Raw genomic sequence first — 21183 nt, 5'->3', positions numbered from 1 at the left:
ACGGCCCACGGACCGCGGGCGTACCCCCGTCCCTCCATCCATCCCCCATCGATCAGGAGCAGCCATGACAGCACCTCGTCTGCGGCGCCGCGCGGCCGCGGTCGTAGCGGTCCTCACCGCCTACGCCGCTCTCACCACGACCCAGGCCCAGGCACGGCCGGAGCCCCAGTCCCAGTCCCACTCTCAGTCCCAGTCCCAGTCCCACTCCCAGTCTTCGTCACGGGACGCACCGGGGCAGGGCGCGCTCACCTCCGGCACGAGGTTCTACGCCGACCCGCACAGCAAGGCCGCACAGCAGGCCCTCGTTGACCTCAAGCACGGTGACCTCGCGAACGCAGCGAATATGGCCCGGCTCGCGAGCTGGCCCCAGGCGGAATGGTTCACCGAGGGCACGCCCGGCGAGGTGCGCGCCAAGGCGGGCCGACTCGTCCACCGGGCCGGGGCGGCTCACCGGACGCCCGTCCTGGTCGCCTACGATGTGCCCGGCCGCGACTGCACGCAGTACTCCAGCGGCGGAGCGGCGTCCTCCGCCGCGTACCGGCAGTGGATCGACGCCTTCGCCGCCGGCATCGGCGCCGGACAGGCGGTGGTCGTCGTCGAACCCGACGGCTTGGCCCTCCTCCCGAAGGACTGCGGCCCCGGCGCCGACCCGACCGGCGCGCTCACGGCCGCCCGGATCGCCGACGTGGCGTACGCCGTCAGGACTCTCAAGGCCCGGCCGCGCACCGCGGTCTACCTGGACGCGGGGAACGTCCTGTGGCGGCCGGTCGGCGACATGGCCCAGCGGCTCCTGGACGCCGGGGTCCGCTCCGCCGACGGCTTCTCCCTGAACGTCTCCAACACCCTCCCCACCGCCCACAACGCCAGGTACGGCGCCTGGGTGGCGAAGTGCATGTGGTTCGCGTCCGAGGGACCGGAGCAGGCGCGCGGCCACACCGACTGGTGCGCCAGTCAGTACTACTCGTCGGCCGCCCCCAACGACGGCGTCCCGGGCAACGCCGTGGACTCCGCCGATCCCGCCACCTGGCGGTGGACCGACGCCTGGTTCGACCAGAACGCGGGCGCCCCGCCGGCCGGCCGCGTGCAGCACTTCGTGATCGACACGAGCCGTAACGGTCTGGGCGCCTGGGCCCCGGAGCCGGGCAAGTACAGCGGGGACCCGGAGGTCTGGTGCAACGCTCCCGGACGGGGTCTCGGGCCGCGTCCCACCGCGGCCACGGGCGTGCCCCTCGTCGACGCCTACCTGTGGATCAAGATCCCCGGCGAGTCCGACGGCAGTTGCACGCGCAACACCGGCGGCACGATCGACCTCGAGTACGGCATCGTCGACCCGCCCGCCGGCACCTGGTGGCCCGACCAGGCGCATGCGCTGGCCCGCAACGCGGCGCCCCGCCTCGCGTTCAACCGCTGAACGGCCGGGACCGCCCTGCGGCCGGCGGGCCGCAGGGCGGTCCGCTCACGCGCCGGGACGAAGTCCTTCCTCCAGCTTCTCGAAGAAGAACTCGTGTTTGAGGAAGGAGACGTCGTACTCGTGACCGGCCTGGGGTGGCAGCAGCTGGGAGGCCTGAAACAGGCGCCAGCCGTCGCACAGCGCGGCGAGCCCGGTGGAGTAGGGCGGCTCGTCGCCGTCACCGGTCGTCGGGCGGGTCCGGCCGGTCCCGTCGTACCGGGACCAGCCGACGACGTCGGAGTCCAGCGCCGAGGTGGCGAGATAAAGGACCATGACCTGCTGCCTCATGCCCGGCTCCTCTGTGTCGGCCTGTTGGTGACGCGGGTGACCCAGTGCTCGACGTCGAACCGGTCGTCGCCGGTCAGGGCCCGCCACAGCAGGATGCGGTTGTACGTCTCCAGTCGGGCGGTGGCCTGCTCGTACCAGGGGAAGCCGACGGAGAGTTCCGCGGCGACGGCCGGGTCGTGCAGGTCTGAGGTGTCCCAGAGGCGCACCTGCGGCACCGTGGGATTGAGGCGGAGCTTGTACATGTGGCGGCGGTGCGCGGTGTCGTTGCGTCGCCCGCTGTGCCAGATGCCGTGGTGCAGCAGGACGACCGTCCCCGCAGGGCAGGTCAGACGCGTCTGCCCCCGGAGGTTCTGGACACGTCCGATGTCCGTCTCGTTGATCCTGCGCAGATGGCTTCCTGGCACGCTCAGGGTGCCGCCCATCGCGGCGGTCACCTCATGCGGGTAGTACATGAGCTGGATGTCGAACGCGTCGGGCCGTACGTCGATGATCGCGTCCGCGTGGAGGTCCTGCGCGTGTCCCTCGTGCGGCCGGCGGACGTGCACGGCGTGGTGGTCGACGGTCGGGCCGGGGCCGACCAGGCTTTCCACCGCCCCGGCGACGACCGGCAGGGCGAGCAGTTCGTGCACGAAGACGTCCCGGGCGAAGGCCTCGCTCAGCGGGGTGCCGTAGGGCACCTGCGGCAGGCCCTCGTCCAGGGTCGCGACGGCTCGTTCGTTGATCTCCTGCGGCACCGCCCCGTCCAGGCGCACGAATCCCTGCGCGACGAAGCGTGCCACCTGAACCGATGTCAGGAGGTGCTTGCTGGTTGACATGCGACGAACGTATGCGCCCGGTACGGCTGGGTCGTGGGCTGAATTCGTCCACTGCTGGTAAAGTTCCACCCTCATGAGGACCACGACGCTCTGGCTCGAGGAGCCGCCCACCGTGGTGGGCGCCGGCATCGGGGTGCACGGCGTCTCCACCGCACACGACGTCTTCCGCCTGCCCGACCTGTGGCAGCTGCACCTCTACCACTACGAGGGCGCCTTGTCCCTGGGGCAGTCCGTCCACGCCATACGTCCCGGCCACGTCAGTCTCGTGCCGCCGGACACGGAGGTGCACTTCCACTACCGGGGCAGGTCGGAGCATCTCTACGTCCATCTGCGGCTGCGGGAGAGCGGATCGGCACGGACGGTCCCGGTGATGCAGGACGCGGCGGCCGAGAGCGCACGCCTGGCCGATCTGCTCCGCCGTGCCGTGACGGCCCTGCCGGCCTCGCCTTCGCGGGCCAACGCCGAAGTGTGGGCCGCTCTGTGGCGCATCGCCGAGTTGCCGAGCGGCGAGGGAGAGGGAGGCCGCCACCCGTACGTGTCCGCCGCGCAGGCCCACGTCGAGGAGCACCTGGCCGACCCGCTGGCGGTGCCGGACATAGCGCGAGCCGTCGGGATCTCCCACACGCACCTGACGCGCCTCTTCCGTGCCGAGACGGGCCTCACGGTCGTGTCGTACATCCGGCGTCGGCGCCTGCAGCGCGCCCGTCACCTGCTGGCGTCCTCCACCCTGTCCGTCACCGCCGTCGCCGCGGCCGTGGGCATCGCCGATCTCCAGGCCTTCAACAAGGCCTGCCGTCGCGAACTGGGCGCGAGCCCGCGCGAAGTGCGCGCGACGGCCGCACGCCCCCGCCCCGGCGGCGAAATAGGGTCATCGCAGGCGCCAGAGGCGTCAGAGGCACCGAGGGCACCCAAGGCACCAGGACACCTCACCGGCCTCTGATCGAGGTCTCGTAGGGCCCTCCCGAGCGTTGGCGGACCCTCGCAGGGCGTCTCATTTCACTCGTTGACGGTCCCGATGCGCTTGATTACCGTGCGCCACGGACCCTCGCCCGCCGACCCCCGACAGCCGCTCGGCATCTCGGACGCCGAGACGGCCCCGCCACCCTCGCGCCCCTGGCTCCGACGGACGAGCACTCGAACCCAGCGAAGGAGACACCACGGATGACCGCGCCGCGCACGGCCCGCAGTAAGTGGCGGATGCATCGCGGGCGGACGGCGGCATTCGCCGGTCTGGCCGCCCTGCTGGCGGCGCTCCTGAGCGGTGTGGGCACCGCGGGCGCCGCGCGGGCGACGCCGGTGGACACTCGCACGCTGCGGGGACCGGCCGAGGTGGACGGCGGGCGGGCGGCCCGCGCGAAGGGCGTCCTGGCTCAGGTCCACACCGCGGGGCGGGTCAAGGACGCCGGGAGCTTGGTGCAGTACAGCTGGCCCGGCGTGTACTTCGAGGGTCGTTTCAGGGGCACCGGCGTGGGCGTGGCACTCGACGACTCGGCCGCCGACTATGACGTCCAGGTCGACGGCGCCACGGTCACCACGCTCGTCTCGCCCGGCCGGACCACGTACTGGGTCAACGGTCTGCGGGACCGCGCGCATACCGTCCGCCTGGTCAAGCGCAACGACACTCCCTGGGCCACCAGCGCCTTCAGGGGCTTCGTCGCCGCGCCGGGCGGCGCCGTGCTGAGCAGGCCGGCGGCCCGCGACCGCCAGATCGAGTTCATCGGCGACTCCCTCACCGTCGGCTACGGCAACCTCTCGGCCTCCCGCGACTGCACGGGAGACCAGGTCAAGAGGACCACCGACGCCGACGTGAGCTACGGCGCTCTCGCCGCCCGCGAGCTGGGGGCCGACTACCAGCTCAACGCCTACTCCGGCCTCGGCATGGTGCGCAACTACAACGGCGGCTCGCCGGATGTCACCTACCGGACCTTCTACGACCGTGCCCTGCTGAACGTGCCCGGGGACGTCTGGCAGAACCCCGGCACGTGGCGCCCCCGACTCGTCGTGGTGAACCTCGGGACCAACGACTTCTCGACGGCCGTGAACCCCGGTGAGCCGTGGACGCCCGACAGCCTCGCGGCCGCCTACCGCACGGCGTACGGCGACTTCCTCCAGAAGCTGCGGACGCGTTACGGGGCCGCGACGACCATCGTGGCCGTCGGCGCCGGACCGTTCGCCGGCCATGTCCAGCAGGCGGTCAAGGCGCGGACGGACGCCGGGGACGGCCGGGTGCGGTACTGGTTCCTCGACGAATCCGGACTGGACTTCACGGGCTGTCACTGGCACTACTCGGCGCACGACGACCGGCTCGTCGCCGACCGGCTCACCTCGTTCGTCGCCGGCCTCCCGATCGGCTGGTGACGACACCGGACGCCAGGCCAACGGCGAGGGGCGGAGCGTCCGTCGGCGAAACGGCCCTCCGACACCGCGAAGAAGCCGGGCGGGCGTGGGCGTCCTGGGCACGACGCGCGCCGTCGCCCCTGCCTGCGCCGTTCCCGGCATCCTCGGTCAAGCGCTGGTCTACAGCCGCCCCGGAGTGCTGGAGATCCTCCCCGCTCTCCCCGACCGACTGGACAAGGGCGCCATCAAGGGCGTCCGCGGCCGCAACCGCAACCGCACCACCGTCCAGTCCCTCACCTGGGACACCGGGGCCCGTACCGCCGCCGTCGAGCTCACCTCGGACAGCGACCAGGACATCACCTTCATATGCCGACCTGGCGTCACCTCCGTCACCACCTCGGCCACGGTTACGGCGTCGTCCCTCGGCAACCACGCCCGGGTCGTCTCGCTGACCGCCGGAACGAGCATCACCATCACCGTCGGCCTGCTGACCGGGCCCTTCAAGCTGGTCAACGGCAACAGCAAACAGGTCATGGACGTCTCCGGCTCCTCCACGTCCGACGGCGGCTCCGTCATCCAGTGGCCCTGGCCGACGCCGTCCCGACGTGCCGAGCGCGTGCCGCGCGGCCTCCCGTAGTGCGGCCGTGGCTGCGGGAGCGACCGGCGCTTCTGCCACCGCCGTCACCGGCCGAACGACGGAGCAGGCGCCGCCCGAAGCTCAGTTCACCCGGCGCCCTGCACTGTCGCCCTGTACAGCTCTGTGCCGGGGCCGACGGGAGATCCGGACCGACGCCAGGCTGCGCACGGCCACGGCGTCCGTGTCGGAGAGGGCGAGAACGGAGAGCAGGACGAGTGCGCCGGCCGGGCCGAGTACCGTCCAGGGCGCCAGTTCCGCGTATGACTGGTTCTCCGACAGCAGCCGGCCCCACTCGGCGGTGGGCGGCTGTTCGCCCAGACCGAGGAATCCGAGGGAGGCAAGTACGAGGACGGTGGTGGGCAGGCGCAGGAGGGCGTTGCGCACAACGGGGGGCAGTACGGCGGGCAGCAGATGGCGGCGCAGGAGATGGCCCGGTCCGGCGCCGAGGGAGAGGGAGGCGAGGATGTGCCCGCCGGCCCGCTCCTGTTCCAGCAGGGCCGCGGTCTGGGCTGCATAGGGAGTCCAGCCGACCAGGCAGACCGCCAGGGCGGCGCCCGAGGCCGACGGGCCGGTCACCGCGGTGGTCAGCATGCCGGCCAGGACCGCCGGCATCGTCGACCCCACTTCCGTCAGGCCCGCGCCGACCTGCGTCGCCATGCCGAGCAGCAACCCGGTGAGCGTGCAGACCGCGGTCACCGCGAGGGCCGTGCCCAGCGTCCGCAGCGCGCCGTGGCCGAGGCGGGCCAGCAAATCGCGGCCCAGCGCGTCCGTGCCCAACGGGTGTGCGGCTGAGGGCGGGAGCAGTCGGGCCGCCGTGTCCACATGCAGGGGGTCTCGGAACAGTCCGACGGTGACGAGAACGAGCAGCGCGAGGGCGCAGACCGGAGTGGCCCACCGTGTGAAGCGCCCTCGTGGGAGGGCCTGTGCGTGCAGCGCGGGCAGCGCTCCGTCCCGCAGGGCCGGCCCGAGCAGCCCTCTGCGCAGGGCATGGACGAGGAAGCCGGCAGCGACGCCGAGCAGGATGAGGGCCAGGGTCGCGGTCTGCAGGGGCGGCAGGTCCTGGGCGATGGCTGCGTCCAGGGCGAGGCGGCCGAGCCCGGGGATGTTGAAGATCTTCTCCACGGCGACGGCGCCACCGACCAGTGCCACCACGGTCGGCAGGAGCTGCGGCAGCACCCCGGCCAGCACGCGCCGCAGCGCCTGCCGGGCGACCTGGTCGGGCGAAAGGCCGTAGGCGTGCCAGGTGCGGGCCCATGGTTCGTTGAAGGCGGCGGGCAGTGCCTGGTCGAGCAGACCCCCGATCATCGCTCCGGAGGGGATGCCGAGGGCGAGCGCGGGCAGCACCATCGACGCGGGCCCCTCCCACCCACTGGAGGGGAACGAGCCCAGCCACACCCCGCACACGGTGGCCAGGAGCGAGGCGAGCAGAAACTTGGGCAACGCGGCGAGAACGGCGATGCCGATGGCGCCCGTCGCCCGGTGCAGGCGCCGCCGGGAGCCGAGGTGCAGCGTACGGGCGCTGACCAGTGCGGCAACGGCGACCGTGACCACGAGCGCTCCGAGCATCAGCGTCACGGAGACCGCGAAGGCGCTCGTCACCTGGGGAAGCACCGCCTCACCCGACACCCAGGAAGTGCCCGCGTCGCCCCGCGGCAGACCGCTCAGCCATGACGCGAGATGCGCGAACGGCCCCTCGTCCAGACCCAGTTGCTCCCTTACCGCGGCCAGTTGGGCGGGCGTCGGGTCCTGGTCTGCGGAGCGTGCCCGCAGGACGGTCAGCGCGGGGTCGTTCCCGGACAGCCAGGGCAGCAGGGCCACCGCCGTCAGCAGCGCGCCCCCGGCGGCGAGGCGGCCGAGGCCCGCGCGCCGACGCAACGGACGGGTCCCGGTACGGGGCGATGTCGCACTCATCTACTTCAGGTGGGTGTCGACGTCGATCAGGGAGCGCTCGCGCGGGTCGAGGAGCACGCCCTCGACGCCGGCGGCGATGCCCTGAACGACTCTCTCGTGGACGAGCGGGACGACGGCGTCGGTGCGCAGAACCTGCGCTTCGGCGGCCATGATCTTCTGCTGCCGCTTCGTCACGTCGCCTTCCTCGGCGGCCGACTTGATGGCCTGGTCCACCTTGGGGTCCTTCAGACGGGCGATGTTGTACACGCCGTCGCTCAGGAAGTCGCTCGCCAGGTAGGCGACCGCGTCGCCGGTGTCGAGGAGTGTCACCCGGGAGAACACCAGGGCGTCGTACTCGCCGGCGAGAAGGTCGGCCTCCATCTGTGTGTACTCGCGTACGTCCTGCTTCACGGTGAACCCGGCCTGCTCCAGCTGCTGCTGGAGGACGGACGCGGCCTCGGGCAGTTCGGCGCGGTTGGTGTAGGTGGCCAGACGCACGGTCCTGCCCTTCGTCTGCGCCTTCACCTGCGCTGCGGTCGCGGCTCTCGCCCGACCGGTGACGTCGACGCGCTTGTCGGCCGCCCAGGAGACGGCGGGCCCGAACAGGCCCTGCGCGGGGTCCGCGTACCCGCTGAAGACCGAGCCGACGAGCGGGGCGCCGTCCACGGCCTGGCGGGCCGCCGCGCGCAGCGCCGTGTCGGTGAACAGGCCGCTGCCGGTGTTCAGGATGAGGCTGTCGGTCCGTACGGACGGAACCTCGTGACGGGTTTTCGCCTCCAGCAGCTTCGCCTGTGACGTGGGGATCCACTCGGCGATGTCCACGTCGCCGCTGCGCAGGGCGTTGGCGCGGGCCGTGCCGTCGGCTGTCCAGGTCACGTCGATGCCGGACGCCTTGGCCTTCCCGCCCCAGTAGCCGTCGTAACGGTCGAGCGCGACCCTGGACTTGCCGGCGAGCTTCGTGATCCGGAAGGGGCCGGTTCCGGTGCCGACCGGACTGGCGGTGCCGTCCTTCGCATAGGCCTTGCCGGAGAGGATGGCCAGCGCCGGGCTGGCCAGACGCAGCGGGAGAACCGGGTCGGCGGCCTTGGTGCTGATGGTGAGCGTGTCGACGTCGTCGGCCTTCGCGATGAGGGTGACGTCGCTGAGGACGCGGGGCTTGGGCCGTGCGGCGTCAGCGTGACCGAGGGCGTTGACGACGGCTGCGGCGGTGACCGGGGTGCCGTCCTGGAAGGTGGCCTTGCGCAACTCGAAGGTCCAGCTGGTGGGGTTGGTCTGCTTCCAGGACGTCGCCAGCGCGGGGGCCGCGTCGCCGCTCCGGTCCAGGGCGGTGAGCCCTTCGGCTACGGAGAGCTTGCTCAGTACGGTCGCGTCGTTGCTGTACGGGGACAGCGCCCGCGCCGGCGGCACGGCGAGCGCGACTCTCAGGCGTCCTCCCGGCCCCCCGTCCGGGCCCGCGCCCGCGCCTTGCTCGCTGGACACGAAACATCCTGCGAGCAGCGGAGTGAGAGCGAGGGCCACGAAGGCGCCGCGGGGGGTCGAACGCATGGGAGGTCCTGTCACGCAGAGGGTGGGGTGAGCCCCTGCACCTGAGGCGGGCAGCGGGAACTCGATCACTGTACTTAGGTAAGCCTAACTCGATCTACCTCGGTAGGTGAACCCTCAACTATGAGAACGCGGCGCAGCTGCCCAGCCACACACGAGGCGACGCCGGCCGGGGAAGAGGCGAGTGGCGCCGCTCACGCCGCCGCCGAGGAACTCCGCCGCTCCGGTGGGCGATCGAGAACGCCGGACAGCGCCATCCGGACCGATCAGGGCCTCATCCGGCCCCAGCGCAACCAGGACGCGCGGGAGCGAGTCGAGCGGCGGGGCGTACCGTTCGGGAAGGAACGAGGCCTCCGGTCAGGGGTTCGTCAGGGCTTCATCGACCGGGATTCCCTGGCCTGACAAGTCGTCAGGCATCCACCAGGCCGGGGAGGTGCTCGGCGAGATGCATGGCGTGCAGCCGCGCGAACTCGTCGTGCGTGCAGCGCCCATAGGCGGGGTGGGGGGCGTGCTCTGCGGCATGGTTCGCGAACAGGGCCACCGCTTCCGTGAGCCCGGCCGCGGCCTCGGCCACCGGCAGTTCCGGGTCCAGGGGCGGCGCTCCGTCGATCTGTGCGGCGAGCGAGTGCCTCATGGCGCCGCGGCGCAGGAAGACCCGTTTGGCGAGGGCGCCTGCCGTCGCCCGGAACAGGGCGGGCTTGAGCGCGGGGTAGCCGGTCACGGAGTAACGGACGGTCTGCGCACAGTGCTGCAGCGTCTGGGAGAGATTCCAGGAACTTCCCGGAGCCAGCAGCTCGCGCTCGGGCCTGCCGAGGTTCTGGTGCAACCGTTCGGCGAGCCGGGCGAGATCGATCGGGGGCATGCCAAAAGCTTACAGTGATGCAAACCGAAACTACTTCGCCCCTCCTGGCCGGCCGACCCGAGGGGTCACCGTGCGGTCGGCGGCAGGCGTCCGCCGCCGCATCACCCGGCAGGTCGCCGCCTCACCGCACGGCCCGCGCACCGGCCCGACGTTCTGTCACGAGGGCGACTCCGTGGGCGCAGGGCCGCGCCGCGCATCCGAACTCACACGCGCTCTTCACAACTTGCACACGAAAGGAACACCCGTCGATCACTTCCGGTAGGCTCCAGGCGCTCCATTCGCACCACTGAGGGGGGATTTCCTCATGCGCATGCGCCATGCCCTGGCCATACTCGCCGCTGCGGGCACGATAGCCGCGATCACCGCAGGACCGGCCCAGGCCACCGAGTACACGTCGGCGCTGAAGGTCAAGGGCGTCCAGTACGACGCCCCCGGCAGCGACTCCAACCGGTGTTCCGGCGGCAACACCAAAGACGAGTACCTGACGATCAAGAACTACTCCCGCACCGCGACCGTCGACCTCAAGGGCTACGTCGTCAAGGACGCCACGGGGAACAAGTTCACCTTCGCCTCCAGCCACAAGCTCGAGCCCGGCGACTACGTGAAACTGCGCGGCGGCAGGGGCGCCAACTCCGACGCCGCCAACGTCGTCTACCGCCAGAACTGCAACTTCATCTGGAACAACGACAAGGACACCATCTACCTGCTGAAGCCGTCCGGCGCCAAGGCAGACGTCCACTCCTACACCAAGCGCGCCAACGACGCCGACGGCAACGGATACATCAACTACCACGGCTGAGTTCCCACGGGGTCGCCGGTCGGCCCCGCGGGACGACCGCAGACGCTGTCCCTTTCCCTCCGCACCGGGCCGGAAAGGGCAGCGTCAGCGATCAGGAGAAACGGCGGATGAAGACGTCCGACTTGCCGTTGGTGTCGCCGGGCACGATGTCAGCGGCCGTGGAATGGAAGACCACCTCGCGCCCGCCGGCGCTGACCGCGTCGGTCCCGGCCGAGGCCGGCTGGTCGGAGACGATCTCGTCGGCGCCCGTCTCCAGGTCTCGCAGCACGAGCGACGGTCCGTTCGCGTCGTGTGGGGCGTACAGCAGATGGCGGCCGGTGGGATCGATGGCCAAACCCCGTACGTCGGGCACCAGTCGGTCGGTGCCCGAGCTCTCGTCGTGGACGTAGGTGTCGGAGCCCGACAGGTAGACGACCTTGCTGCCGTCCTGGCTGAGCTGGACGAGTGTGGCCGCTCGGGACGGACCTTCGATCGGGCCGGTGGAGATGTTGTCGGTACGGTCCCAGACGAAGACGTCCTGTGTCTGGCCGTCCTGGTAGGCGACGAACCGGCCGTCGCCGCTGATGGACGGGCGGGCCTGGACGCTGTGATCGAACTCGGCGACGGTCTGCGTGGTGTCGGCGCGCCAGTCCCGCACCTCGATGCGCTGCCGGGACGGCGGCCGGCTGAAGGTGGCGACGTGGGCGATATAGCGGCCGTCCGCGCTGAGCGAGGGCTGACTGCAGCTGAGGCCCGAGCAGTTGACGCCGATCGTGCTTGCCGAGCTCACCTGGGACAGTAGGACCTTCGTGTCCCGGAACAGCTGTCCCCACAGGGCGACGTACTGCCCGTCCCCGCTGATCACCGGGCGCTGGATCGGAGACGTGTTGCTGCTCATCTGCGTGGTCCGGCCCGCCTGCTGGTCACGGACGAACACCTTCTCGAACGTGACCGGGTTGGAGGGTGTCAGGTTCTTCGCCGACGACGAGAAGGCGATACGCAGGCCGTCGGCCGTGATCGTGGCGCCGGCGGAGTCACCGTCGCCCTGATTGCCGTCGGGCGCGACACTGATCCGCTCGACCCCGGCCACGCTGTCACTCGCGGCGCCCGGCACGGTCATCGGCTCAGCCGAAACCGCTCCCGGCAACGCCGTCGTGACCGCGCAGACCACGACCACGGCGCCTAAGACGGCACGCGCACGTCCGGCGGCCTTCCGCTTCATGAATTCCATCGTTCCCCCAGCCATGACATCGGTCGGCGTCTCCGGCTCCCCACCGGAGGACCTCAAGCATGCAACCGCGATGACACTGTGGGGTCAATGCGTCGCACGAAGGTCACGAGATACGTCACGACATACCGGCTGCGTCCGAGCCCACTCTCCGGCCACGCCGTGGACGCGCCCGACGACCACCCCGTCCCGCGAGACACGAGTACGCGCAACGCGGCCGGCCAGGGGAATGCTCAAGGCCGGGTCGGCGTTGTCGCAGCATGGGCGATGCATCCCGCGACAGCCACGGCGAGCCCGGTACGTCCAGCCCCTCGGGCGCGCGTGCGCGCCTCGCGGCCGACCGGGCCGACACCCTCGCGCGTGCGGCCGCACTGAGCCGCGACTTCGACGGGATCGTCGCGGCGAATGCCCTGGTCGCAGTCGACGACGAGCACGACCCCGAGGGAGGCACCACCGCCTTCGAACGGGCGCACGTCGCGGCTCTGATGGCGCAGGCGCGGGAGCACCTGGAAGAACTGGACCGGGCGCTGGAACGCCTTGAACAGGGGCAGTACGGACAGTGCGAAAGCTGCGGCAGGACGATTCCGCCCGAACGCCTGGAGATACGTCCGGCGGCCACCACATGCGTCAGCTGCGCCCGGGCCGGCCCGCGCCGATCGCCGCCGCACGCCTGATCCCGGCCCTCCCCTCGCCCATCCGGCAGTCCCGGTGCCGGCGACAGTCCTGGTGCCGGCGTCGTCGTAATCCTGCGGGTCCATGCATCTAGCGACCTGCCGCCCGGGTGCTGGACTCACCCTGGCGTCGAACCCCCCGGCAGAAGCGGCGGTCCCGCTCCGCCGTCCGCGTCCGGGGACCGGCTGAGCGCAGGACGACGTCCAGGACCCGGTCGGGATCCGCGGCGTAGCAGTTGCTGAACCACGCCATGTTCGCCTCGACCACCGCCCACCGGCCGGCGGTTCCGTGCTCGGGTGTGGCCAGGAGCCCGACGTCCACCACCACCGCGCTGGGCAGGCCACCGCCGCACGCGGCCAGGAGATCGTCCGCGAACTCCAGGACGTGCTCCTCGTGGCGGTGCCCGTCCAGGGGCTCGGCGTCGAGACGGCCGAAGGTCGCGTACTGCGAACCCGTGCGGACCTCGCCGTCCAGGATGTACAGGCGAAACTCGGCTGCCCAGGTCACCACGTCGCTGATCTGGACCGGCACGTCCGCCGACAGCTCCGGCCCCGTCGGGAGGCCTCTGCCGCTGGAGTAGACAGCGGCCGGGAAGGTCTTGGCACTCGGCGGCTTGACGAACGCCGGTCGGGACAGGGATCGCGCCTCGCCCAGGGTGGCCATGGCGATCCGCCGTCCGGTGTACGCGTAGGGCAACGTGGCCAGCCAGTCGTCAGACGGTTCCAGGAGCGCGACGTCGAGGGCGTCCACGACGCGTGCCGCGAAAGCGGGGCCGCCGAAGTAGTGACCACAACGCCTCGGCACGGCAGTGCCCACATCTTTGTGGGCGGGAAGCACTTCCACGTCCATCCCGCGCCGACGCGCCGAACTCGAGAGCAGTTCGGACGTCGTGGTGTATTGCGGCGCCAACGCCAGGAAGTCATGCTCCGTCACGATCGCTGACGATGGCACCGATCCGGCCGAACAGTCCACTGCTTTCGCATCCACGCCTCGGGGCGAACGGCCGGCCGCTGGGTCCCGCACGCCGCCACCGGCATGGACGGCTGTTGTCTGATCGGTTCGGCAGACGGATCACCGTGGCAGACGTCCGTGTCGGCGATCCCGGGGTCAGTGGGCGAATCCGCCGTTGCTCTTCAGCAGCTGCCCGTTGATCCACTGCCCCTGCGGTGAGCACAGGAACTCCACGAGGTGTGCGGTGTCCTGCGGGTTGCCCAGCCGTCCCAACGGCGTCCGGCGCAGCACGTGGTCGCGAATGTCATCGGACATCCACCCGGTGTCCACCGGCCCCGGGTCGATCACGTTGGCGGTGATCCCGAGCGGGGCGAGTTCCTGGGCGGCGGCCAGTGTGATGCGGTCCAGCGCCCCCTTGCTGGCCCCGTAGGGCAGGTTGCCGACGGTGTGGTCACTGGTGAGGCTGATCACGCGTCCGGTTCCGTGAGCGCCCTGGAAGCGGCGACCGTGCTCGCGGATCAGCAGCCAGGTGGCGCGCGCGTTCACCGCGAAGTGGCGGTCGAAGCTTTCCAGGGTGGTGTCCAGCAGGCCCGAGTCGACCGACTCGCAGTGGCACATCACGAGAGCCGTGACGTCGCCGAGGCGGCGCCGGATCTCGTCGAAGACACGTTCCGGGGTGTCCGGGTCGGCGAGGTCCGCCTCGACGGCCACCGTCTCGGCGCCCTCGTCCGCGAGGGACTCGGCGATTCTGTCCGCGGCGCCCGCCTCTGCGCCCCAGGGCATTCGCGCGTCGTACGGCGTCCAGTACGTGAATGCGACGTTCCAGCCGGCCCAGGCCAACCGGCGGGCGATGCCCGCGCCGATCCCGACGGAGCGGCCGACTCCTGTCACCAACGCGATCGGCCGGGCGGCACCGGACATGGGCTGGGTTTCTGTGGTCGTCACAAGGTGTCATCGTTCGGCCCACGGCAGGGACCTGGCAACCGGTATTCGGGCAAGCACGATCACCGGGTCGGCTCGAGAGGACTGCTCAGGCGGGCAGGTTCAGCTGCCAGGAGACGCCGAACCGGTCGTTGACCCAGCCGAACCTGGGGCTGAAGCCATAGTCCCCCAGCGGCATGAGCACGGTGCCTTGCTCGGCCAGGGCCGCGAAGAGGCGGTCCAGCTCGGCTTCGTCCTGACACTGGACGAAGAGCGAGACGGCGGGCGTGAAGGTGAAGTCGTGCTGCACGGGGCTGTCGATGCACATGAACTCCTCACCGGCGAGCGAGAAGGTCGCGTGCTGCACACTGCCTTCCTTGCCGGGCCCCGCGGCTCCGTAGCGACTGATGCTGACCACCTCGGCATCGTCGAACAGCGAGATGTAGAAGGTCATCGCGTCCTCGGCGTTCCCCTCGAACATCAGAAACGTGGTGATCTTCCGTGACGACACGATCTCCATGCGGGTGACTCCTTCGACGCTTCAAGGCGGTCGGCAGGCGGCCAGGCTAGTCCCCAGAGCCCGCAGGCCGGCCGAAGCTCGCCGCACCGGCAGGCAGGCAGGCAGGCAGGCAGGCAGGCAGGCAGGCAGGCAGGCAGGCAACCGTAGCGGGGACCGATGCGACTTCGGAGGGCCCCGGAGTCCTCCTCGTAGTAGTAAGTAGTAGTAGTACAGACCGAACTCACCAGGATCCGGTCCGCACTGCCCCGCCGCGAAGGTGAGGGAGACCCACTTGTCGCCTCCCGCGGGGACGGGGACGTCCTCTCCGTCGTCGCAGGCGGACACTCCCGAGACCAGGACGGCGAAGACGGCCGCTGCAAGAAGAGCGCAGCGCGTTCGAGCCACTCATGATCATCGGTTGGAGGTACCGCAGGGACGGCATTCACGTGCGGCCAACTCGAGTGCTTCTTCGGCCAGTTGTTCCGGCACGACGATGTGCCGCGACGCCTGCCTGGGCCGCGCGACCGGACGGCCGCGTGCATCGGGGGACTTACGACTCGTTTCACGGCACGCAGGCGATCGTGCGTGCACCGATGAGTGTGCGGCGACCGGCGAGTCTAGGCTTGCGATCACCGACTACGGGAAGGCAAAGACGCCGTGGGCATCGTCACCGCAAATCTCGCCATTTCGCTCGACGGATTCACCGCAGGCCCCCACCAGAGCCTCGAGCAACCCTTCGGCACCGGGGCCGAGGCGCTCACCGCCTGGATGTTCGAGAAGGAGCAGCCCGGTCGGGAACGCGACGCACAGATCCTCACGGACCTGCACGAGAACACCGGCGCGCACATCATGGGACGCAACATGTTCAGTCCCGGGCGGGGCGCGTGGGACGAGAGCTGGACGGGTTGGTGGGGGCCCGAGCCGCCGTACCACGCACCGGTGTTCGTGCTGACCCATCACGAGCGTGCACCGCTGGAGATGGAAGGCGGGACCACGTTCCACTTCGTGACCGAAGGCATTGCATCCGCACTCGAGCGAGCGCGGAAGGCCGCAGGCGAGAAGGACGTGGAGATCGCGGGCGGCGCGTCGGCCGTGCGTCAGTACCTCGCGGCGGGTCTGCTCGACGAACTGGTCCTGCACCTCGTGCCCGCCGTCCTCGGCGCGGGAGAGCGTCTCTTCGACGATCTCGCCGACCTGGCCTTCACACCCACCGAGGTGATCACTTCCCCCACAGTCACCCATCTGCGCTACCGGACCGCCCGACAGGCATGACGTCACGCCGCTCCCCCAAGTCAGCCCCAGGTCCGGCCGACCGGTTCCGGGACTTCACGGTTGATCCGGTGGAAGAGGTCGGTCGGCGCGATCTCCGGAGGGATCGCGCCACCCTGCCCCCATGGGACCCTGTCGGGTACGCGCAGTGCGTACGGAAGACGGGGGCGCCAGGATGCCCCGGTAGGGGGACTGATGGAGTCGACCACGCCACGTCGGCGGACAACTCGACGCCGTCTAGCGGCCGTTGCGGCCGGGGTGGCCTTGAGCGGCGTTCCAGGGTGCACGGTGCCCGTCGACGCCGTCGCCGGCATCTCCGTGACCGACGACGGCCGTCTGCTCGGCGTCATGATGGTCTGCGGGCATCGGATCGACGGAGCGACGCTCTACATGGACGGCGTCGACGCCGATGAGGCGGCGACGGTCGGCTCGTGGACCGCTGACCGCCCTCTCCACACCGGTCTCGCCACCTGGCCCCTGGAGCCTCCCGCCGTCGGCTGGACCGCGACCACTGCCCTGGCTCCGCTGACCGCCAGGACCACCTATGCCCTCTACGGCTGGACCGAGGACGACTCATGGTCGTCGGCGAACGTCACCTTCACGCTGAGCGACCGTGATCGACTCACTCCGGGAAGCGTCCTCTACCAGAGCGTCTCCGACGACGGCGAAGAGTCGACCGCCACCGTCCCCCTCACCGCATTCGAGCGCGACGCCTGCCGGCACGACTGACCCCACCGCGTTACGGCGCTGGACTCGGCTCCCCGCACCAGACAGGGAGCCGATAGCATGACGTGAGGCTCAACGGGACGGCAGGCGTCCCACGTTGGGGGTCTTCACCGCTCGTCTCCAGGCTCGACCGACGAGGGCGAACGGGGCCGGGTGCGGGCGCGGACGCCGGGGTGGTCGGCAGATGGCCGGACTCCGGGGCCGTGTTGACCAGGCTCGTGCGCCCGGTGTCCGGCCGTGGGCCAGGGGCGCCGTTTTCTGCCGAGCGCGGCGTGCTGTCGCCGGGAAGGAGAATGTGCCGTGCTCCCGCATCTCGGGCTGTACTACCCCTACATCCACTTCAGGGACGAGAACTGGCTGAAGACGGCTGCCCTGTACTGGCGGGAACTGGCTCGGGTCGTACCCGAGGGCTACCGTCTGGCCGATTCCACGACCACCACGGTCCTCGGCCGCCTCGGCTTCGTCAGGAATGTGCCACCGGCCGGCGCGGCAGAGCAGGTGGCCCCCCTCTTCCTGGATCTGCTCCAGCGCCACACGAGTGCGCTGCACGCTGCCGGATACGGTGCATCGCAATCCTGGGACGACCGGCACGCGCACGCGTCAGGACCCGTCAACCCCACGTCGCCTCGTGCGCTCGGCGCCGCGTCCGGCAGCGGCCGCTTCAGGAGGGCACCGGCCCGGGCGGCCGCCTCCTACCGGGAGGAGTTCACCCCAGAGCTGCTGGAGGCGCTGTTCGACACCGGTCTCGCATCCGACGTGCGCCGTGATTCCGCACTCCATGACCGCCGGTCCCTCTTCGACGGCCGGTGGGTCACCATGAACGCCGCGCTCGCGTGGGTCTACAAGTGCGCGTTCGTCGAAGCGCTCGCCGCCCAGGGCCGGTACACGCCCACGACCGACCAGCCCGACGCCCATCTCGCTTCGGGCGGCTGGGACGCGGACCGTCTCGCCGAAGTCCTTCTGAGCACGTCCGCGACCTCTGCCGTATCTCCGCCGGCCGCGCCGTCCGCCGAGACTGTCGGGCTCCTCGCCATCCGCATCGCCGTCCCGGCCGATCTCAGCGCCGTACCGGCCGAGAAGATCGCTTCGCTGCGAACGGATCATCGTGACGAGTTCGCGGCGTTCGCCGGCGCGATCTCTCAGACCGTGGAGCAGTTGCAGCAGGACCTCGCCGGGACGACCTTGCCCGAGGCGCGCGAACGTTACCTGCACATGGCCGTGGAAGACCGGTTCGAAGCCCCCCTGCGGGAACTGCGGGCGGCGATGAAGGGGCAGGGGATCAGCACCGTCTACAGCGCCGCCAGCGTGAAGTTCGAGATCCCCGGGCTGATCACCGCTGCCGGTGGAGCCGTCGGCGCCGCCGCCGGCCAGCAGCCTCTGCTCAGCGGGGCGATGGGAGCGGTGGGCGCGGCCCTGGCCTTCGCGAGTCTTCGACACACGCAGGTCCACCGGGCCAGGGAGGTGCGAGCACAGAACCCGGCGGCGTATCTCCTCTCCGTCCAACGAGGCCTCACCCCGCCCTCCCTCCTCCGCCGCATCACCCGCTTCGCCTGACCCGGCGGCTGTCCGGCCCCGTCGGCGAGGTCGTGCCACACGGCCCACTCGGCCGCGAGTCCCGTCGTGGGTGATCGCACGCTCCTCGCGGACGCCCATGCCGTCAGGTGTGCCGGACCGCCCGCGCGGGCCGGGCGGACGGCGGTCTCGCCCCCTGCCCGCGTCTCCGCCGTGAAAGCCCGGCGCCTCGAACGCATCAGTCGGAGCGCCGCTGAGCGGGGGCCGATCTAGGCTGGAGGCAACCGCTGGAATCCAGCCCTGACGGGCACGGCTGTCCGGACGGAGGCTTGGCGCGTGGAGATGGCCGACAAGCAGGATGCCCCCACAGCCGCTGTCGTGGTGGACCTGGACGGCAAGGTGAGCGGCTGGAGCCAGGGGGGTCGGCTGCTGCTGGGCTGGACGGCGGAGGACACCGTCGGGCGCCCCCTGACCGATCTGCTGGTGGCTCCCCCGCCACCCGGCCTCCTCGACGACCAGGACGCCGGCCCCGACGCCACGGGGTTCATCCCCTTGCGTCACCGGGACGGCTCCACGGTGGACGCCGTGGTGACCGCTCACGCACTGCTCGGCCCGGAGGGGCGGATGCTGGGCCGCGTGGTGACGATGCAGCGTTGGGGACGCCGCCCGGTGATCGCCGACCGGGCCTTCGAGCAGTCCCCCTTCGCTCTGGGCGTCTACGACCCTGACCTGCGGTTCCTGTGGATCAACGCCTCCTCGGGCCGGGTGATCGCGCACTCCGAGGAGCAAGTGCTCGGCAGGAAGTACCGCGAGGTGTTTCCCGAGTTCGACCGCTCGCTGTTTCCCGAAAGGGACGACAAGCCCTACACCGACGCGCTCGCAGAAGTGGCGAGGACGGGCGAGGCCACCCGTCTCATCACCGTTTTCCGCCCCCTGGGCAGTCACTACGCCAATGCCTGGGCGACCAGCATATGGCCCGTCCGGGATGCCGAGGGCAGGGTCCGCGCGGTCGCCAACTGGGGATTCGACATGAGCGCCGAGTACTGGGCCCGGCAGCGCCTGCTCCTCCTCAACCAGGCGAGCGGTGGGATCGGGCGGACGCTCGACGTCATCGGCACCGCCCAGGAACTGGCCAGGACCCCGGTGCCGGGATTCGTCGACCTGGTCGACGTGGATCTCTTCGAGGAGGTACTGCGCGGAGAGGAGCCGCCCTCCGCGTCGGCGTTCGCCCCCGCCGAGACGATCACGCTCAGCCGTGCCGCCCAGCACAGCGCGAAGGACGACGCCGAGCGTGCTCCCCGGCCGACGACCCGCGTCATGCACGCACCCGGTTCCGTGGCCGCCCGCTGCATGGCCACCGGCAGGTCCACGGTCGAGCTGGCCGTCGAGCCCGGCGAGGGCGGCGAGTGGGCCTTCGGACCCGGACTCGCCGCGGACCCGGCCCACTGGCCGCCGGGGAACCCGGTGGTCGACGAGTCCATCGCCGCGGACGGCCTGACCGGCCGGATCACCGTGCCGCTCCGGGCGCGCGGCGCGCTGCTCGGCGTCGTCGCCTTCTCCCGGCTCGACCGGCCCGAGGCCTTCACCGCCGACGACCTGATCCTCGCCGAAGAGCTGACCGCCAAGGCCGCCGTCGCCATCGACAACGCCCGCCGGTTCTCACGCGAGCGCACGACCGCGCTGACCCTGCAACGCAGTCTGCTGCCGCAGGGGTCGCCGAACCAGGAGGCGGTCGAGGTGGCGTCCCGCTACCTGCCCGGCGGGACCGGTACGGAGGTGGGCGGCGACTGGTTCGACGTCATTCCGCTGTCCGGCGCCCGGGTCGCCCTGGTCGTCGGCGACGTCGTGGGCCACGGCCTGCACGCCGCGGCCAGCATGGGCCGGCTGCGCACGGCGGTGCGCACCCTCGCCGACGTCGACCTGCCACCGGACGAGCTGCTGACCCATCTGGACGACCTGGTCCTCCACCTCGCCAGCGACCTCCGGCCCGACAGCCCCTTCCAGCCGACCGGCGAGTCCGGCGCCACCTGCTTGTACACCGTCTACGACCCTGTCTCCCGGCGCCTCACGCTGGCGAGCGCCGGCCACCCCCTGCCGCTGGTCGTCTACCCGGACGGCACGAGGACCCCGCTCCCCGTCCATCCGGGGCCGCCGCTCGGCATCGGCGGGCTGCCTTTCGAAACCGCGGAGTTCGAACTGCCGGAGGGCAGCCTGCTCGCGCTCTACACCGATGGACTGCTGGAAAGCCGTGAGCGCGACGTCGACCAGCGCATCACCGAACTGCGACACGCCCTGAGCCACTCGGCCACCTCCCTGGAGGCCCTGTGCGACACGGTGATCGACGCCATGCTCCCCGACCGCCGCACCGACGACGCGGCCCTGCTGCTCGCTCGCACCCGCGCGCTCGCACCCCACCACGTCGCCGACTGGGACGTCGAGCCCGACACCGAAGAGGTGCCGCGCGCCAGGAAGTTCGCCGTCGACCAGATCGACGCCTGGGGCCTGGAGGAGGCGGCGTTCGTCACCGAACTGGTCGTCAGCGAGCTGGTCACCAACGCCATCAGATACGGCGAGCCGCCGATCCGGCTACGCCTCATTCGCGATGCCTCCCTGATCTGCGAGGTCTCCGACTCCAGCAACACCGCTCCGCACCTGCGCCGGGCCCGCGCGTTCGACGAGGGCGGCCGGGGCCTGTTGCTCGTCGCCCAGCTCACCCAGGGGTGGGGTACCCGGCACACCGACAACGGCAAGACCATCTGGTGCGCGCAGCCCCTCCCCGAGCCTGGGCGGCACTGAGATCCGAGCC

At 71.0% G+C, this 21183-nt stretch carries 19 protein-coding genes; 10 read left to right on the top strand and 9 right to left on the bottom strand.

The annotated features are described in order from the left end of the window. Window positions 1-64 precede the first annotated feature (64 nt). Window positions 65-1411 carry a glycoside hydrolase family 6 protein gene (locus ACN6LD_RS15120; RefSeq protein WP_445043433.1) on the top strand — a complete coding sequence of 449 codons (1347 nt, stop codon included), beginning with the start codon at window positions 65-67 and terminating at the stop codon, window positions 1409-1411. Window positions 1412-1456: 45 nt separating this feature from the next. Here ACN6LD_RS15120 and ACN6LD_RS15115 read toward each other — a convergent pair whose 3' ends face one another. After that, window positions 1457-1738, bottom strand: coding sequence for a hypothetical protein (locus tag ACN6LD_RS15115; RefSeq protein ID WP_445043432.1), 282 nt, complete (start codon window positions 1736-1738; stop codon window positions 1457-1459). Next, a complete protein-coding gene (locus ACN6LD_RS15110) occupies window positions 1735-2553 on the bottom strand; it encodes a phytanoyl-CoA dioxygenase family protein (RefSeq protein WP_319187419.1) in 819 nt (272 codons plus the stop codon). Before ACN6LD_RS15110 ends, ACN6LD_RS15115 begins: the two co-directional genes overlap by 4 nt. Window positions 2554-2626: 73 nt before the next feature. On the opposite strand from ACN6LD_RS15110, the gene ACN6LD_RS15105 reads away from it, so the two are divergent. From ACN6LD_RS15105 to ACN6LD_RS15095, 3 genes are all read left to right on the top strand, one after another. Then, on the top strand, window positions 2627-3493 hold the full coding sequence (locus ACN6LD_RS15105; protein WP_445043431.1) for a helix-turn-helix domain-containing protein: 867 nt from the start codon (window positions 2627-2629) through the stop codon (window positions 3491-3493). 221 nt (window positions 3494-3714) lie between these two features. Beyond that, entirely contained in the window at window positions 3715-4911 is a 1197-nt protein-coding gene (locus tag ACN6LD_RS15100) for an SGNH/GDSL hydrolase family protein (protein ID WP_445043429.1), read from the top strand. An 85-nt stretch (window positions 4912-4996) separates the two neighbouring features. Further along, window positions 4997-5527 (top strand): glycoside hydrolase family 95-like protein, encoded by a 531-nt coding sequence (locus ACN6LD_RS15095; protein WP_445043428.1) that lies wholly within the window; start codon window positions 4997-4999, stop codon window positions 5525-5527. 81 nt (window positions 5528-5608) lie between these two features. Here ACN6LD_RS15095 and ACN6LD_RS15090 read toward each other — a convergent pair whose 3' ends face one another. The 3 genes from ACN6LD_RS15090 to ACN6LD_RS15080 form a co-directional block, all read right to left on the bottom strand. Beyond that, window positions 5609-7438 carry an ABC transporter permease subunit gene (locus ACN6LD_RS15090; RefSeq protein WP_445043427.1) on the bottom strand — a complete coding sequence of 610 codons (1830 nt, stop codon included), beginning with the start codon at window positions 7436-7438 and terminating at the stop codon, window positions 5609-5611. Further along, the gene (locus tag ACN6LD_RS15085; protein ID WP_445043426.1) at window positions 7439-8962 is read right to left on the bottom strand and encodes an ABC transporter substrate-binding protein; all 1524 of its coding nucleotides are present in this window, start codon (window positions 8960-8962) and stop codon (window positions 7439-7441) included. Window positions 8963-9368: 406 nt separating this feature from the next. Continuing rightward, window positions 9369-9821, bottom strand: a complete 453-nt coding sequence (locus ACN6LD_RS15080; RefSeq protein WP_319187408.1) for a DUF1569 domain-containing protein — start codon at window positions 9819-9821, stop codon at window positions 9369-9371. A 304-nt stretch (window positions 9822-10125) separates the two neighbouring features. On the opposite strand from ACN6LD_RS15080, the gene ACN6LD_RS15075 reads away from it, so the two are divergent. Then, entirely contained in the window at window positions 10126-10620 is a 495-nt protein-coding gene (locus tag ACN6LD_RS15075; protein WP_445043425.1) for a lamin tail domain-containing protein, read from the top strand. A gap of 91 nt (window positions 10621-10711) precedes the next feature. Here ACN6LD_RS15075 and ACN6LD_RS15070 read toward each other — a convergent pair whose 3' ends face one another. Further along, on the bottom strand, window positions 10712-11821 hold the full coding sequence (locus tag ACN6LD_RS15070; protein ID WP_445043424.1) for a TolB family protein: 1110 nt from the start codon (window positions 11819-11821) through the stop codon (window positions 10712-10714). A gap of 266 nt (window positions 11822-12087) precedes the next feature. Here ACN6LD_RS15070 and ACN6LD_RS15065 point away from each other — a divergent pair, with 266 nt between their 5' ends. Continuing rightward, window positions 12088-12501 (top strand): TraR/DksA family transcriptional regulator, encoded by a 414-nt coding sequence (locus ACN6LD_RS15065; RefSeq protein ID WP_319187402.1) that lies wholly within the window; start codon window positions 12088-12090, stop codon window positions 12499-12501. A gap of 88 nt (window positions 12502-12589) precedes the next feature. Here the strand turns inward: ACN6LD_RS15065 and ACN6LD_RS15060 are convergent, their stop codons facing one another. From ACN6LD_RS15060 to ACN6LD_RS15050, 3 genes are all read right to left on the bottom strand, one after another. After that, on the bottom strand, window positions 12590-13432 hold the full coding sequence (locus ACN6LD_RS15060; protein WP_445043423.1) for an ATP-grasp domain-containing protein: 843 nt from the start codon (window positions 13430-13432) through the stop codon (window positions 12590-12592). 174 nt (window positions 13433-13606) lie between these two features. Further along, complete coding sequence (locus ACN6LD_RS15055; protein ID WP_319187471.1) at window positions 13607-14371, bottom strand: SDR family oxidoreductase; 765 nt, start codon at window positions 14369-14371, stop codon at window positions 13607-13609. Window positions 14372-14480: 109 nt separating this feature from the next. Further along, window positions 14481-14891, bottom strand: coding sequence for a VOC family protein (locus ACN6LD_RS15050; protein ID WP_319187398.1), 411 nt, complete (start codon window positions 14889-14891; stop codon window positions 14481-14483). A 636-nt stretch (window positions 14892-15527) separates the two neighbouring features. On the opposite strand from ACN6LD_RS15050, the gene ACN6LD_RS15045 reads away from it, so the two are divergent. The 4 genes from ACN6LD_RS15045 to ACN6LD_RS15030 all read left to right on the top strand — a co-directional run bounded on the left by ACN6LD_RS15045 (window position 15528) and on the right by ACN6LD_RS15030 (window position 21173). Beyond that, on the top strand, window positions 15528-16142 hold the full coding sequence (locus ACN6LD_RS15045) for a dihydrofolate reductase family protein (protein WP_445043422.1): 615 nt from the start codon (window positions 15528-15530) through the stop codon (window positions 16140-16142). A gap of 285 nt (window positions 16143-16427) precedes the next feature. After that, window positions 16428-16868, top strand: coding sequence for a hypothetical protein (locus tag ACN6LD_RS15040; RefSeq protein WP_445043421.1), 441 nt, complete (start codon window positions 16428-16430; stop codon window positions 16866-16868). A 297-nt stretch (window positions 16869-17165) separates the two neighbouring features. Next, window positions 17166-18419, top strand: a complete 1254-nt coding sequence (locus tag ACN6LD_RS15035; protein WP_445043420.1) for a DUF6236 family protein — start codon at window positions 17166-17168, stop codon at window positions 18417-18419. Between the two features lie 300 nt (window positions 18420-18719). Next, a complete protein-coding gene (locus ACN6LD_RS15030) occupies window positions 18720-21173 on the top strand; it encodes a SpoIIE family protein phosphatase (RefSeq protein WP_445043448.1) in 2454 nt (817 codons plus the stop codon). Window positions 21174-21183: the final 10 nt, after the last annotated feature.

Source organism: Streptomyces sp. SAS_272 (genome assembly GCF_052543235.1).
The sequence above is the reverse complement of the archived record's forward strand: the minus strand, read 5'-3'. Positions and strand labels throughout refer to the sequence as shown.